At 57.0% G+C, this 12693-nt stretch carries 13 protein-coding genes; 9 read left to right on the forward strand and 4 right to left on the reverse strand.

Features of this window, described 5'->3' with window-relative positions; genetic code table 11:
• Nucleotides 1-51 precede the first annotated feature (51 nt).
• The 4 genes from HOP44_RS09200 (at nt 52) to HOP44_RS09215 (ending at nt 2863) form a co-directional block, all read left to right on the forward strand.
• A complete protein-coding gene (locus HOP44_RS09200) occupies nt 52-474 on the forward strand; it encodes a hypothetical protein (protein WP_181286070.1) in 423 nt (140 codons plus the stop codon).
• Nucleotides 475-750: 276 nt separating this feature from the next.
• Nucleotides 751-1212 (forward strand): GNAT family N-acetyltransferase, encoded by a 462-nt coding sequence (locus HOP44_RS09205; RefSeq protein ID WP_172252625.1) that lies wholly within the window; start codon nt 751-753, stop codon nt 1210-1212.
• A 410-nt stretch (nt 1213-1622) separates the two neighbouring features.
• On the forward strand, nt 1623-1883 hold the full coding sequence (locus HOP44_RS09210; RefSeq protein ID WP_216667510.1) for an AbrB/MazE/SpoVT family DNA-binding domain-containing protein: 261 nt from the start codon (nt 1623-1625) through the stop codon (nt 1881-1883).
• A 230-nt stretch (nt 1884-2113) separates the two neighbouring features.
• The gene (locus HOP44_RS09215; protein ID WP_172252627.1) at nt 2114-2863 is read left to right on the forward strand and encodes a DUF2785 domain-containing protein; all 750 of its coding nucleotides are present in this window, start codon (nt 2114-2116) and stop codon (nt 2861-2863) included.
• Nucleotides 2864-2969: 106 nt separating this feature from the next.
• Here HOP44_RS09215 and ymzB read toward each other — a convergent pair whose 3' ends face one another.
• Both ymzB and HOP44_RS09225 read right to left on the reverse strand, forming a co-directional pair.
• A complete protein-coding gene (gene ymzB / locus HOP44_RS09220) occupies nt 2970-3317 on the reverse strand; it encodes a protein YmzB (RefSeq protein ID WP_172252629.1) in 348 nt (115 codons plus the stop codon).
• 93 nt (nt 3318-3410) lie between these two features.
• Nucleotides 3411-4055 carry a TVP38/TMEM64 family protein gene (locus HOP44_RS09225; protein ID WP_172252631.1) on the reverse strand — a complete coding sequence of 215 codons (645 nt, stop codon included), beginning with the start codon at nt 4053-4055 and terminating at the stop codon, nt 3411-3413.
• A 229-nt stretch (nt 4056-4284) separates the two neighbouring features.
• On the opposite strand from HOP44_RS09225, the gene HOP44_RS09230 reads away from it, so the two are divergent.
• From HOP44_RS09230 to HOP44_RS09245, 4 genes are all read left to right on the forward strand, one after another.
• On the forward strand, nt 4285-5322 hold the full coding sequence (locus tag HOP44_RS09230) for an HD domain-containing protein (RefSeq protein ID WP_172252633.1): 1038 nt from the start codon (nt 4285-4287) through the stop codon (nt 5320-5322).
• On the forward strand, nt 5319-5909 hold the full coding sequence (locus HOP44_RS09235; protein ID WP_172252635.1) for a histidine phosphatase family protein: 591 nt from the start codon (nt 5319-5321) through the stop codon (nt 5907-5909). The genes HOP44_RS09230 and HOP44_RS09235 overlap by 4 nt, the downstream gene beginning before the upstream one ends.
• Nucleotides 5910-6026: 117 nt before the next feature.
• Entirely contained in the window at nt 6027-6320 is a 294-nt protein-coding gene (locus HOP44_RS09240) for an antibiotic biosynthesis monooxygenase family protein (RefSeq protein WP_172252637.1), read from the forward strand.
• An 803-nt stretch (nt 6321-7123) separates the two neighbouring features.
• On the forward strand, nt 7124-8683 hold the full coding sequence (locus HOP44_RS09245) for a 2-isopropylmalate synthase (RefSeq protein ID WP_172252639.1): 1560 nt from the start codon (nt 7124-7126) through the stop codon (nt 8681-8683).
• 75 nt (nt 8684-8758) lie between these two features.
• Here the strand turns inward: HOP44_RS09245 and glsA are convergent, their stop codons facing one another.
• Nucleotides 8759-9706: a glutaminase A gene (glsA, locus tag HOP44_RS09250; RefSeq protein WP_172252641.1), complete on the reverse strand. Its 948-nt coding sequence runs from the start codon at nt 9704-9706 to the stop codon at nt 8759-8761.
• 298 nt (nt 9707-10004) lie between these two features.
• On the opposite strand from glsA, the gene HOP44_RS09255 reads away from it, so the two are divergent.
• Entirely contained in the window at nt 10005-11066 is a 1062-nt protein-coding gene (locus HOP44_RS09255; RefSeq protein WP_216667511.1) for an ABC transporter ATP-binding protein, read from the forward strand.
• A 131-nt stretch (nt 11067-11197) separates the two neighbouring features.
• Here HOP44_RS09255 and HOP44_RS09260 read toward each other — a convergent pair whose 3' ends face one another.
• Nucleotides 11198-12511, reverse strand: a complete 1314-nt coding sequence (locus tag HOP44_RS09260; RefSeq protein WP_425501842.1) for an MFS transporter — start codon at nt 12509-12511, stop codon at nt 11198-11200.
• Nucleotides 12512-12693 lie beyond the last annotated feature (182 nt).

Genomic DNA, 12693 nt, shown 5'->3' on the forward strand with positions numbered 1-12693 from the left:
ATTTGAATGAATACATTTGTATACATCAGCATACAAAAAGGAGATGTCGCCATGCGTGAGGAAAACAAAGACGGACAAGAGCATCAAGCGATCGAAACGGCAAATAAACCCCGTAGGGAAAAAGAAGAAAGCGGACGGCGCGGCCGCTCGGAAGGAGCCCAGACGTTTCGCCGCGGGCGGGCGCTGCATTTTCTGGAGCGTCTGGAACTGCGCCGCAGCACACTGGCCGGGCAGTTGGAAGAGTCGGCGTTCGAAAGTATCCGTCCGGTGATCGCGGGCGAACTGAAAGCGGTAGACGGCATTATTCGGGAGTTTGTACAGGTTTTTGAACTGCATGGGAAGCCCGAAGGGTGCGAACCCGGCGAGGGCCGGCATCGGGGGCACGGAAAAGGAAGAAGGGGCGGAGGAAGGAAGAATGAATCCGGAGCGGAACTCCCGGCAGGCGAGCGGACGCTTTCCTTGGACAAGGAGTAAGACCGCTGAATGTGGCGTTTAAGAACCTACTTGAAACCGTATGGGCTGCCGGCGCCGCCCGATCCTCTTAAGCCGGGCTTTTTTATAAAAAAAGCAGGTCGAGAAAAAAATCACAAGACGAATAAAAGAATTTGTGTTATATTTGTTCAAATATCATTCTTTCGCACTCTTGCGGTAGGGTTTCAAAAGCGGCGGCGGAAGGAGTCTTCTCATTCGGTGGAAGGTTGGGACGTCGAAAAGCAAGACCCGATTATTGGATAAGAGGAGGATGTACGCATGCAAATCATTAGATGCACGGAAGAGAACAACGATCGGTTGACGGAAATTTGGATGCTGTCGGTTCGGCGGACCCTGTCCGATCTGGACCCGGGAGATGTTCAGTTTTATGCCCGGCTGTTCCGGGAAGAAATTCTTGAGCGGTTGGAGCTGCATGCCGTGCAGAGCCGATTCGGCGGGGAACTGACCGGATTTATCGCCATGAACGGTTCGAAAGTCGAGCTGCTTGTCGTTCATCCTCATTATCAGGGACAAGGAGTCGCCGGCATGCTGCTCGATCACGTATCGCAGCGGGGCGAACTTGCTGTCGACGTCGGCGAACAGACGCCGGATGTATACGATTTCTATCAAAGTGTCGGTTTTATCGAAACGGGCCGTTCGGAATCGGATGCATCGGGCCGGTCGGTCGCGACCGTCCATCTGCTTCGTCCGGAGTTCAAAGCGCAGACCGGAGCTTCCTGATTCGTTACGTTTCCCCGACTGCCGCCTCAGGTGCGCCAGGGTTTTCAAGTCCTTCGCGGGTTCGTCCTTACCGGACGGCCGCGGAGGGCTTTTTTGCATGCCCGGACAGGCCCGATATCCGTTTGGGTAAAGTTCCGAATCGTTTTCCAGAAAATTATAGAAAATGGATACCGATAAAGCGGCAGGCAGAGTGGAATTCCCGCAAAAAGAAAGCGAAACGCATCGAATACGCGCCCCGCTTTTTATTTTAATAAAAAGATAAAAAAATTTTACCGTAGTATAAATTTCCATATTGACAAGATATATAAAGAGGAGTACAGTGGAAGCAAGCACAATATGTCGAATAATATCGAATAACGACGATCTTTTGTCGACAATTATCATTTTAAATGAAATGGGGAGTTATAGCAATGAAAGCAACAGGGATCGTAAGACGCGTAGACGAACTGGGACGGGTAGTTATTCCGATTGAACTGCGCAGAACAATGGGCATCGATATCAAGGACGGACTGGAAATTTTCGTGGACGGCGAACGTATTATTTTGAGAAAATACGCACCGACCTGCATCTTCACGGGCGAAGCCGAAGATCTCGTCTACTTCAAAGGCAAAATGGTCAGCAAAACCGCAATCGAAGAATTGATCGAAATGTACCAAGCCGAAGCCAAGTAATTTCTTGAACATTCGCGCCTGAGCGCTTCTCATAGAGCCCGCCGAATCCCTGTAGAGGGAGACGGCGGGCTTTTTGACGGGCGGAGGAGGCAGGGGCATGGTAGAGTAGATAAAGAAAAGGAGGGCTAAATATAAACCTGACAAATGAAAACTCTAGAAACGCCCTGTATAACAGACTGGGTGAGCTGCGCCAATCTTCTTGCCTGCCGAAACCCGAAGAGTTGGAAAGCTTGATCGAAAATATGTTGTTACATATCGGCGATCCCGATCCCGTTCTGCGCGATGAATTGATCTATGGTTCATTTTCGGAGTGGATTCAAGACGGAGTGTTTGCGACCGAGCAGCTGCGGATGTTGATGGATACCGCCTTGGACGAAAACCATCTGTTCTATCGGATCGGAGAAGCGGGAACCGACTCGGTCTTTGTTCGTTCTTTCTCGGTGCTTCTGCTTCCGCTCATCCTGTCCGCCGAGCGGGAAAAACCATTTCTGGACGAAACGCAGTGGAAAGAACTTTTCAAAGCGGTACTGCGTGTTCTGAAAGAAGAACGCGATCTGCGCGGTTATGTGACGGAAAGCGGCCGGGGCTGGGCGCATGCCACTGCGCATACCGCCGATGCGCTGGAAGATCTGGCACAGTCGAATCGGGCCGGTACGGTTGAGCGCCAGCTTATCTTGGAAGCTATCCGCCTGCGGCTGCTGACCGCCGATCGGATCTTTGTCCATGACGAAGACGATCGGTTAGCCGCGGCGGCCGAAACCGTTCTGATAAACGAATTCGGCAGCGAAGCGGAATTTGAATCTTGGCTGAGCCGTTTCGCAAAGCAGCCTTCCGCCAGGGAAGCCGAGCCTTTTGCCGGAGAATGGAGGGTGAACGCCCAGCTGTTCCTGCAGCGTCTGAGTGAGCGGCTGGAGAAGCACCCTGCCCAAAGGGTTCGCTCCCAAACGGTAAGGGAATACGCGGCAGATTTACGGATGTGAACGGAGGCATCCCCTGTTAATCGAAATCGCAAACAGAGGCTTCCTAAAGGGAAGCCTCTGTTTGGACTATACCTATTTTCCAACTTTATGTTGATCCGCCGAAGTGTCAGTCCTGCGCCTTGTCGAGGCTTACTTCGTACTCCGCCCGGTCGTTCTTGAGCGCGATCCGGTTCTCTTCCTGGCCGAGAATCTCCAGATCGTTCAGCACGATCTCATACGTGTCGCCGGGCAGCGGCACGGATTCGTCTTCGGCATTCAAGATACGGCCCGAACCGCGCAGCAGCAGGGCGCGTTCCAGATAATCGTCGACCGGATTGTCCTGGGGCCGTTCTCCCAGATCTTCAAGTTCGAAGTGAACGACATCGGTATCCCCGTTCTCTTTTTTTTCGATCTTCAAAGTTTGCCCGGTTTTTCCGTTCAACCATTCGCTTAAGGTTTCGATAGATTTGTCCATGGCGTTCCACCCTTTCTTCCGGCAAAGCTTCCCGCTTCGCCTGCGTACTCTCCATTTACCCCGCCAACCCTCCAAGCAAACGGGAACACGCGTCTAACGGTCTCCATCGGCGTGGGTCGACAAATCGTCGGCATTTTGGAAAAAAAAGCGGTAACCCGCGTAAACGGCGAACAGAAACCCCGCATAGACCCCCAATACCGTCAGGGTTCTCGGCAGATCGGTAAACAAACTTTGTCCGACAAAAGCAAATACGAGCATCGCCGGGATTTTACCGAGCGCGGAAGCCGTGACATAAACGAGAGGGCGAATATTCAAAAAGGCGGGATACAAATTTACGAGCGCCTGGGGCAGCAGCGGAACGAGGCGGGCGGCAAGAATCACTACAAACGGCCGGCGTTCCATCAGCAGACCGATCCGTTCCAGACCCGAAAACCTGGCGAGTGCGGCGCGGCCCTGCTCCCGAAAGTAACGGCGGGCGAGTACATACTGCAGCAGGGAAGCCGTAGTCACCGCAAGCCAGGCCAACAAGGCGCCCGGCAGCGGACCGTACAGAAACCCCAGCGAACCGATGACCAGTTTGTAAGGCAGCACCGGGAAAAAAGCAAACAGGAACCCGAGCGCGTAACCGGCGGCGGCCGGGAGCGAAACGTCTTCCATCAGTGCTCTCAATTCATGGCGATAGATCAAGATCGGCAGCAGCGCCGCGGCATAGACGGCAAGCGTGATCCATTTTTTCATACGGCGTCGCAGCTCCTTTCCGTCGGGATTCGGCAATCGGGTTTGATTCGGTCCGGACCTGTACTCCGATTGTATGCGATGCGCCCGGAAGAAGTCGAGCAGCGGAGGCGCACGGAGCAGTTCGGCGGCATATTTCGGCAGTGGGCGCCTCTTCATTTCACGGGCTGCCGAGTAAAAGGGTAGGATTGGAAGAATGCAATTCAAGACAAATCCATGAAGGAGAGAGAACATGAATACACCCGGAAAAATGTCCGTCCGAGATGGACGATGGCAGGGCCGGTACGGACAGATGGCGGACTCCGACGTTCTGCTGGATCCGCTGTGGGGAACGGCGACCGAGCTCGGCGCGGCGGAAACCGCGCTGCTGCGTACACCCGCGCTGCGCCGTCTGCATTATGTGCGGCATGCGGGGCCGGCGGCCCTGCATACGCAGCATACTTCGACGCGGCTTCAGCATACGCTGGGCGTGTTTGCCTTGATCGCCCACTTTGCGCCGGACTGGCCGGAACTGCGGGCGGCGGCTCTGCTGCATGACGTGGGACACGGTCCGTTCAGCCACGCGCTGGAAAGCATCGGAGGATTCGACCATCATCGCCGATCGGAAGAAGAACGGAATTCTCCCGAGATTCGACAGGCGCTGCGCGGTTTGAACCTTGTTGAAGTCTTCGATCTGATCGAAGGGTTCCATCCCAATCCGCTGCGAAGCCAAGACGGGGCGCTGCATGCCGATCACCTCGATTCCTGGGTTCGCAGCGCGGCCGCGTTCGGCATTCTGCCCAAGCCCGCGCCTGAACTGCTGTCCGGGTTTGGCTTGTCGGATTCCCGGCTCGAAGCCGATCCGGACACCGCCGAGCTGATTTTGCAGCTGGTCCTGCACGAAGCCCGGTATCATGCTTCGGCGGAAAATATCGGTCCGGCGGCCGTTCTGCGAGCCCTGACGATCCGTTTGATCGAAGCCGGCGGGCTGCCGCCTTCGCAGCTTGGAGAACTGACCGACGAAGAACTGCTGGTTCTGCTCCGGCAGCACGGGGCTACGGCCGAAGAGACGGCGAGGCTGCTCTATCGGCCGCATGAACTGCGCGTCGTCCGGGCGGACGGAGGTGCGCCTTCGCACGCGTATCGGCACAAACTGAGCAAGCTCTATCTGGCTATGCCCCGTATCTCTAACGGGCAGGAAGCAGGGAGCCTGCCGTCTTACCCGCTCATTGCCGAAGTCGAGCGTCTGATCGGGGAGTATCTCGTTTTCTGGGGAGAGGAAGAACGATGAGCGGAACAGCGCCGAACGAAGAGACCCGGCTGTATTTTGTCCGGCATGCCCATTCGCCTTATGTTCACGGCAGGGAATTGGAACGCGGATTGTCCGCCGCAGGAAGAGCGGATGCGGAGAACATACGGCTTCGTCTGGAGCAGGAAAACATCGGCATCTTCGTATCCAGTTCGTACCGCCGGGCGATCGATACCCTCGCGCCGCTTGCCGAATCCGCGGGTCAGCCGACCCTGCTTTTCGAGGGTCTGCAAGAACGCCTCGTCTCGGGAAGTCGGGATCTCGGTGCAGCCGGTTTTCTGGAAGAGAAAGCGCGATGTTACGCGGATTTCGATTACTGCCCGCCGGGCGGCGAGAGCAGCCGGGCAGCAGCGGGAAGAGCGATGCCCGTTCTTCGCGAACTGCTGCACAACCATGCCGGGCAGCGGATCGCGATCGGGACGCACGGCGATATTCTGACGCTTATGCTGAACGGATTCGCTCCGGAATTCGGTTTCGAATTCTGGCAGCGGCTGTCCATGCCCGACGTATACTGTGCGTTTTTTAACCAAGGCCTATACAGCGGGGTCGAACGGATTCGCTGCGATTGAAGACATACGGGTTCGGATTCTGCATAGACTGCGCGATAGGCCCCGGGCCCGCCCCGCTGCCATTGACGCAAACGGGAAATTTGCTATACTGGCGTAAACGCAAAGGGGATGAGCGCCATGATTCTGGAATCGGCCATGCTTCAAGTGAAACCTGGCAGAACGCAGGCGTTTGAACGCGATTTCCGCCAAGCGTCGACTTGGATCAGCCAGATCCCGGGCTACGAGGGACACGAACTGCAAAAGTGCCTGGAAGACGATCATAAATATCTGCTGCTTGTCCGCTGGGCGAAGCTTGAAGACCATACCGAAGGATTCCGCGGTTCCCCGCAGTATCTGGAGTGGAAAAAGCTGCTGCACGGCTATTACGATCCTTTTCCGACCGTAGAGCATTTCGCCCGCGTGTATCCTTGATAAGCCGAACCTCAAGGGGAAATCGGGGTTGACAGACTTCTTGAAACCGGATTACAATGGCACCAAATCAAAACGCAATGAACGGGATCAGTAACCGGAACAGCCGTCCAGAGAGCTGCGAACCAAGGTGCGACGCAGCCGGCATGAACCGATGAACTCACCCGGAAGCGGTCGGGCCCAGCGGTCCTATGCGGCGAGAAGCCGTGAAGGAGACGCAAGCGCGAACGGATTCGCCCACGTGAGAGGGCCGACGAGCGGATTTGCGCTTCGTCCGAACCGGAATCGGCAGCAGCCGAGACCAAGACGGGCGGGCAATAATCAACGAGAGTGGTACCGCGACAGCAAAGCCTGTCGTCTCTTGAACAAGAGACGACAGGCTTTTTTTGCGTACGCCGCATTGGAGAAGCATGGAAGCAAGGCGTATCGGAAACGATCGAATACGAAGAAATGCGATGAACGGGAGCAGTAGGAGACGGGCGTTTTGCAGAGAGCCGCAGAAAAGGTGCAATGCGGTATTCGCCCGATCCGAACTCGCCCGGGAGCGAGGAAGCCGAATTCCGGCCTGAAGTCCAAAGCGGACTTCGCCGGATTCAAGCCGACCGGCCGGCCCCGCCGTTATCGGGGGTTCAAGCGGGTCTTTGCGCAGCGCGAAGATCAACGAGAGTGGTACCGCGGCGGCCCAGGCCCGTCGTCTCTTGATCCAAGAGACGACGGGTCTTTTTGCATACATCGAACATGCACGCAAGGGACGTGAAACACCCCAATATTCCGGCCGGAAACGGTCCAATCGGAGGCGAAACCAGATGACAGAACCAAGGAAAGTCAAAATTTTCGACACGACGCTCAGAGACGGAGAGCAGGCGCCGGGCGCTTCGCTTGATGTGGAACAAAAGGTAAAGCTGGCCCACCAGCTGGCACGCCTGGGCGTCGATACGATCGAGCCGGGGTTCCCGATTTCGAGTCCCGGCGATTTCCGGGCGGTGCAGCGGATTTCGCGCGAAATCGGCGGTGTCGAAATTTGCGGTTTCGCCCGGGCGGTCAAAGCCGATATCGATGCGGCGGTCCGGGCGACGGAAGATGCGCAGCGCAGACGGCTGCATCTGTTTTTGTCGTCGTCGACGATTCATTTGGACTTCCAGTTGAAAAAAACGCGTGCGGAAGTCGTCCGCTTGGCGAGGGAAATGGTCGCTTACGCCAAAGGATTCGCGGACGAAATCGAATTTTCGCCGATGGATGCGACACGGACCGGCGACGAATTTCTGTTCGAAGTGCTGGAGGCGGTGATCGAAGAAGGGGCGACGATCCTGAATATTCCGGATACGGTCGGTTTCGCGCTGCCGGAAGAGTATGGAGCGATGTTTACCCGGGTGATGCAAAGCGTACGCGGCAGCGACCGGGTCGAGTTCAGCGCCCACTGCCACAACGATCTGGGATTGGCCGTAGCCAACAGCCTGGCCGCGGTCAAGGCGGGAGTCACGCATGTCGAAGTAACGGTGAACGGGATCGGCGAGCGTGCGGGCAACTGCTCGCTGGAAGAACTGACGATGGCGCTGGCCACGCGGGGGGAACAATTCGGCGTTGCAACGGGGATTCGGCTGGAAGAGATTTACGCGGCTTCGCAGATGGTCAGCCGGATGACGGGTTCGCCGATTGCGTTCAACAAACCGATCGTCGGCCGCAATGCGTTCCAGCACGAAGCGGGGATCCATCAGGACGGACTGCTCAAGAACCGCAGCACGTATGAGATCATGGATCCCGAACGGTTGGGAATTCCCCGCAGCATGATCGTGCTGGGCAAGCATTCGGGACGCCATGCGCTGCGCCACCGGGTAGAAGAATTCGGGATCGAACTGAACGCCGAGCAGCTGGAAACGTTCTACGCCGCATTCAAGGAAAAAGCCGACGCCCAAAAAACGGTCCACGATCACGAACTGCTGCAGTTGGCCGGGCAGGCCGTAGATCGGGCACTCGAGCCGTACACGCTGGGCGAAGTTCAGTTCGCAGCCGGCAGCGGCACCCATCGGGCCGCTTCCTGCAAAATTCGCGACAATGCCAGCGGACGCGAAGAAGTCTATACGGGCAGCGGCGAAGGACCGGTCGAAGCGGCGGTCGATGCGATCCGCAGCGCCGTGCCGGAACCGATCGAGTTTGCGGATCTGGAGCTGTATTCCGTTTCTTCCGGCGAGACATCGGCCGGAGAAGCCGGAGTCACCGTCCGCTTGGGCGGCCTGCTGCATCGAGGCACGGCAACGAACCGCGACATTTTGCTGGCCGCGGCCGAAGCGTATATGGCCGCCTGCAACCGGGCGGTCAGAGAAGCGAGGTCGCAGGCCAGGAAGGGGGCGGAAACGACCGTTTCCTAGAGGCGAACGGCCGGCCCGCTTTTATCCGGGAGGCTGCGCTGGCACCGGACAAAAGAAGCGGCGCCGAATCGGGGTTTAGAACAGACTCCAGTCCATCCGCTGCGAGAGCCGTTCAAGCAGGTGCACACCCGCGCTGCTGTTGCCTTTGGCGTTCAGGGCGGGGCCGATGACGCCGATGCCCAGTGCGCCGGGGACAAAAGTCAGAATACCGCCGGAAACGCCGCTTTTGGCCGGCAGTCCGGCTTTGATGGCGAATTCGCCGGAGGCGTTGTACATGCCGCAGGTAATCATGAAGGTCTTGGCGATCTGGACGTAGCGGCGGGGAATCAGTTCTTCGCCGCTCAACGGATCGGTGCCGTCATCGGCCAGCACAAGCGCCATCCGGGCCAGGTCGCGGCAGGTGGCTTCGATCGAGCAGTGGCGGAAATAAACGGACAAGACTTCTTCCACGCCTCCGTCCAGCACGCCGTTCTCTACAAGAAAATAGCTGATGGAACGGTTGAGGTTGCCCGTTTCGAATTCGGAACGGTAAACCGCTTCATTGACCTGCAGCGCACTTCCGCCCGACAGACGACGGAAAAATTCCAGGATGCGCGCGGATTTCTCTTCCGGCGAAGAGCCTTTGATCATGGAAGAAACGGTAATGGCTCCGGCATTGATCAGCGGGTTGAACGGAATGCCCGGGCGGACCAGTTCCAGCTTGAGCATCGAATTGAAGTTGTCTCCGGTCGGTTCCATGCCGACACGGCCGAATACGGCTTCTTCTCCGTTATCCATCAAAGCCAGAATAAGCGTAAATACCTTGGAAATGCTCTGCAGCGTAAAGGTTGTGCCGCAGTCGCCGGCCGAAGCGGATTCGCCGCTGAGATCGAGCAGGTGAATGCCCAGTGCATCCGCCCGCGCTTTGGACAATTCGGGGATATAGGAAGCCACTTCTCCGAGATCAGCCTGCTTGCGGCTGTGTTCCAGCCACTCCGGCAGAAACTGCCGGACTTCCGCCAATCGCGCTTCTTTGTTTATCATGGACATCTCTCCTTGGAATCGGTTCGATTTCGGCCGTCGTTTTCCGGCTGCTTCCGTCGTGGTTTTATCATACCGCAGTCTCTCGGGCATAGACACCTGACATCTAATGTCTGCTTGACTGCCAGTTATCCGAGCAGTTACAATATTATATACGGTTTCGTGGAACAATGTTCCGCAAATCAGACCCAAACGTTCGGAAAAGCGGCGTGCGCCCAGGCGGACAACTCTCAAGAACGATATGCGAAAAGCGACAAACCGCCCGTTCCTTCGCGAACGGGCTTTATAGGGAGTGGAGATAATGGAGAGACTTCTCGAAGTCAAAGATTTGGCGATTTCATTCAAAACGCGCGCCGGCGAAGTTCAGGCCATCCGAGGCGTTAACTTCCATCTGAACAAAGGCGAGACGCTGGCAATCGTAGGCGAATCGGGTTCGGGCAAAAGTGTGACGTCCCAAGCGATCATGAAGCTCGTACCGGAACCGCAGGGTCAGTACAAACGCGGACAAATTCTGTTCGAAGGCCAGGATCTGATCAAAAAAACGCAAAACCAAATGCAGAAAATGCGCGGCAAAGAGATCGGCATGATCTTCCAGGATCCGATGACTTCGCTGAATCCGACCATGAAAGTCGGCAAGCAGATCACCGAGGTACTGTTCACGCACGAGAAGATTTCCGGAGCCGCCGCGCGCGCGCGCGGTCTGGAACTGCTGAAACTGGTCGGCATTCCGAACGCGGAAAAACGCTTCACCCAGTATCCGCACGAATTCTCCGGCGGTATGCGTCAGCGTGTCGTCATTGCCATGGCCCTTGCCGCCAATCCGAAGCTGCTGATCGCCGACGAACCGACGACGGCACTCGACGTTACCATCCAGGCGCAGATCCTCGAATTGATGAAGGATCTGCAGGCGAAGATCGGTACGGCCATCATCTTCATTACCCACGACCTTGGCGTTGTTGCCAAAATGGCCGACCGCGTAGCGGTTATGTATGCCGGCCAGATCGTGGAAATGGGAACGGCTGCCGAGATCTTCTACGACCCTCGCCACCCGTATACCTGGGGACTGCTCTCCTCGATGCCTGCGCTCGACAGCAACGGCGAACAGAAACTGAACGCCATTCCGGGCACGCCTCCGGATCTGCTGCACCCGCCGATCGGCGACGCGTTCGCTTTGCGCAGCAACTACGCCATGAAGATCGACTTCGAGAAGGAGCCTCCGATGTTCCAGGTATCCGATACTCATTTCGTCAAATCCTGGCTTCTCCATCCGGATGCTCCGACGGTTACGCCGCCGGAAGCGGTACAGCGCCGCCAGCGGAAGCTGGATAACGCTTATGCCACTCCGGTTCTGGTCCAAGCCTAAGACCGAAGCCGTACCGATCATGCACGAACAAAAGGGATGAAACCGAAAGTCTTCGGTTTCATCCCTTTTTTGCTTGGAAACAGGCGGCAGGGCAAAGGCCGGCCCGCAGGCAGGCGGAAAAGCGAGCCGACTTAACGGAGCGCAGTCTTCGCCCGGCGGGTTCCCGGTTCTCTGAACTTGAAGTAATACAGCAGCGAAGCGCTGACATACAAAGCGCCGGTGATGCTGAATGTAATCGCATATCCCCAATAGTCGCCGTACGTTGTGACGAGATAAGACTGCACCGGTCCCATACTGGCCCATCCGAGCATAAAAGCCGTCTGGGTCAGCGAGTTGGCCAGACTGCGCTTGCTGTCCGGAATCCGGTCGACCATGACGGCGGACTGGATCGGGTTGGCCGCATTCATCAGCGCCTGTCGGAACAGGAAAGCGACAGAAGCGATCAGCAGTATGTTCGTGAATCCGGTCGTCAGCAGGAACGGCAGCGACAGCATCTGGAACAAGACGACCGCACGGACCGGACCGACCTTTCTCGACAGAGACGGGCCGATCAGCATGGAAATGATCGTCATGATCTGGCCAAGCGAGATCAGCAGGCTCATGGCGGTCAACGACACATCGAAACGGTTGGTGAAGTACAGATTCAGGTAAGGAACGACCAGCCCCGAGCCAAGGCCGATCGGAAGCTGGGCGAGAACAAACCAAAAGATGATCCGCCCGCTGCGCTCCTGCGCTTCGTCCACCTTGGAGGAAGAAACCGGCGAAGCGGCCGGCTCGGAACCGGCCGAGCCGCCGCTTCCCGCCGCAAGCGGAGTCTTCGGCGGTTCCGACTGCCTGCGGTCTTCGCGGATAAACAGCATGGGGACAAAAGCGGCAAGCGTTGCGATCCCTCCCGCAAACAACGTGAAGCGCAGGCTGGCTACCCGCTCGAAACCTGCATGCTGCAGGGAATCGGCAAGCACGCCGCCGCCCATGCTTCCGAGTACCTGCGCGGCCAGCATCAGCGACGAATAGGCACTGAATAGGGCCAGCCGCTGCGACTTTTTAACATTTTCGGCCAGGAACGGAATAGCCAATACCTGGAAGAAAGCGGCGAATATACCGGAGCAGACGGCAAGAACCAGCAGCAGCGGCTCCGCTTCGGCCAAGGCGCGCAGGGCAAAGAAGACGCCGCTGAGCAGGGCTCCGACCACCAGCAGCATCTTGCGGCTCAAGCGGTCGCCGAACAAGCCGATCGGAATGAAAATGCAGGCCGTCGCCAACGACTGGATACTGACGACGCGGCCGTTCATGGCATCGCCGTAGCCGATTCCCTGAATATAAAGGTTGTACAAGACGGAAAACATGCCGCCTCCGATCTGATACAGCAGGTTGGCGGCGAAAAACAGTTTGACGTTGCGCGGCCAGCCGGCAATTCCGGCCGTCATGCGCCTGAACGATTCCAAGTGAGGACCTCCTTTTTTGAACATGACTTTTCTATTTTACCAGTTCGGGAGAAAAGGGGGAAGGAAGCGCGGAGATCCGTAAGAGCTTTAAAGCACTTACGGATCGGACTGTCGGTTAGATTTCCCGCTTGTCCATCGTTTATAATGGGAAAGAAATCGGAACGAACGAAAGTGGGGATGGA

This window comes from Saccharibacillus deserti, assembly GCF_013618475.1.
GTDB lineage: Bacteria > Bacillota > Bacilli > Paenibacillales > Paenibacillaceae > Saccharibacillus > Saccharibacillus deserti.

Coding starts and splice junctions, on each gene's coding strand:
- HOP44_RS09225 (WP_172252631.1), bottom strand. CDS start 4,055: ATGAAAAAATGGATCACGCTTGCCGTCTATGCCGCGGCGCTGCTGCCG.
- HOP44_RS09235 (WP_172252635.1), top strand. CDS start 5,319: ATGAGCGGAACAGCGCCGAACGAAGAGACCCGGCTGTATTTTGTCCGG.
- HOP44_RS09240 (WP_172252637.1), top strand. CDS start 6,027: ATGATTCTGGAATCGGCCATGCTTCAAGTGAAACCTGGCAGAACGCAG.
- HOP44_RS09255 (WP_216667511.1), top strand. CDS start 10,005: ATGGAGAGACTTCTCGAAGTCAAAGATTTGGCGATTTCATTCAAAACG.
- HOP44_RS09245 (WP_172252639.1), top strand. CDS start 7,124: ATGACAGAACCAAGGAAAGTCAAAATTTTCGACACGACGCTCAGAGAC.
- HOP44_RS09200 (WP_181286070.1), top strand. CDS start 52: ATGCGTGAGGAAAACAAAGACGGACAAGAGCATCAAGCGATCGAAACG.
- glsA (WP_172252641.1), bottom strand. CDS start 9,706: ATGATAAACAAAGAAGCGCGATTGGCGGAAGTCCGGCAGTTTCTGCCG.
- HOP44_RS09210 (WP_216667510.1), top strand. CDS start 1,623: ATGAAAGCAACAGGGATCGTAAGACGCGTAGACGAACTGGGACGGGTA.
- HOP44_RS09230 (WP_172252633.1), top strand. CDS start 4,285: ATGAATACACCCGGAAAAATGTCCGTCCGAGATGGACGATGGCAGGGC.
- HOP44_RS09205 (WP_172252625.1), top strand. CDS start 751: ATGCAAATCATTAGATGCACGGAAGAGAACAACGATCGGTTGACGGAA.
- ymzB (WP_172252629.1), bottom strand. CDS start 3,317: ATGGACAAATCTATCGAAACCTTAAGCGAATGGTTGAACGGAAAAACC.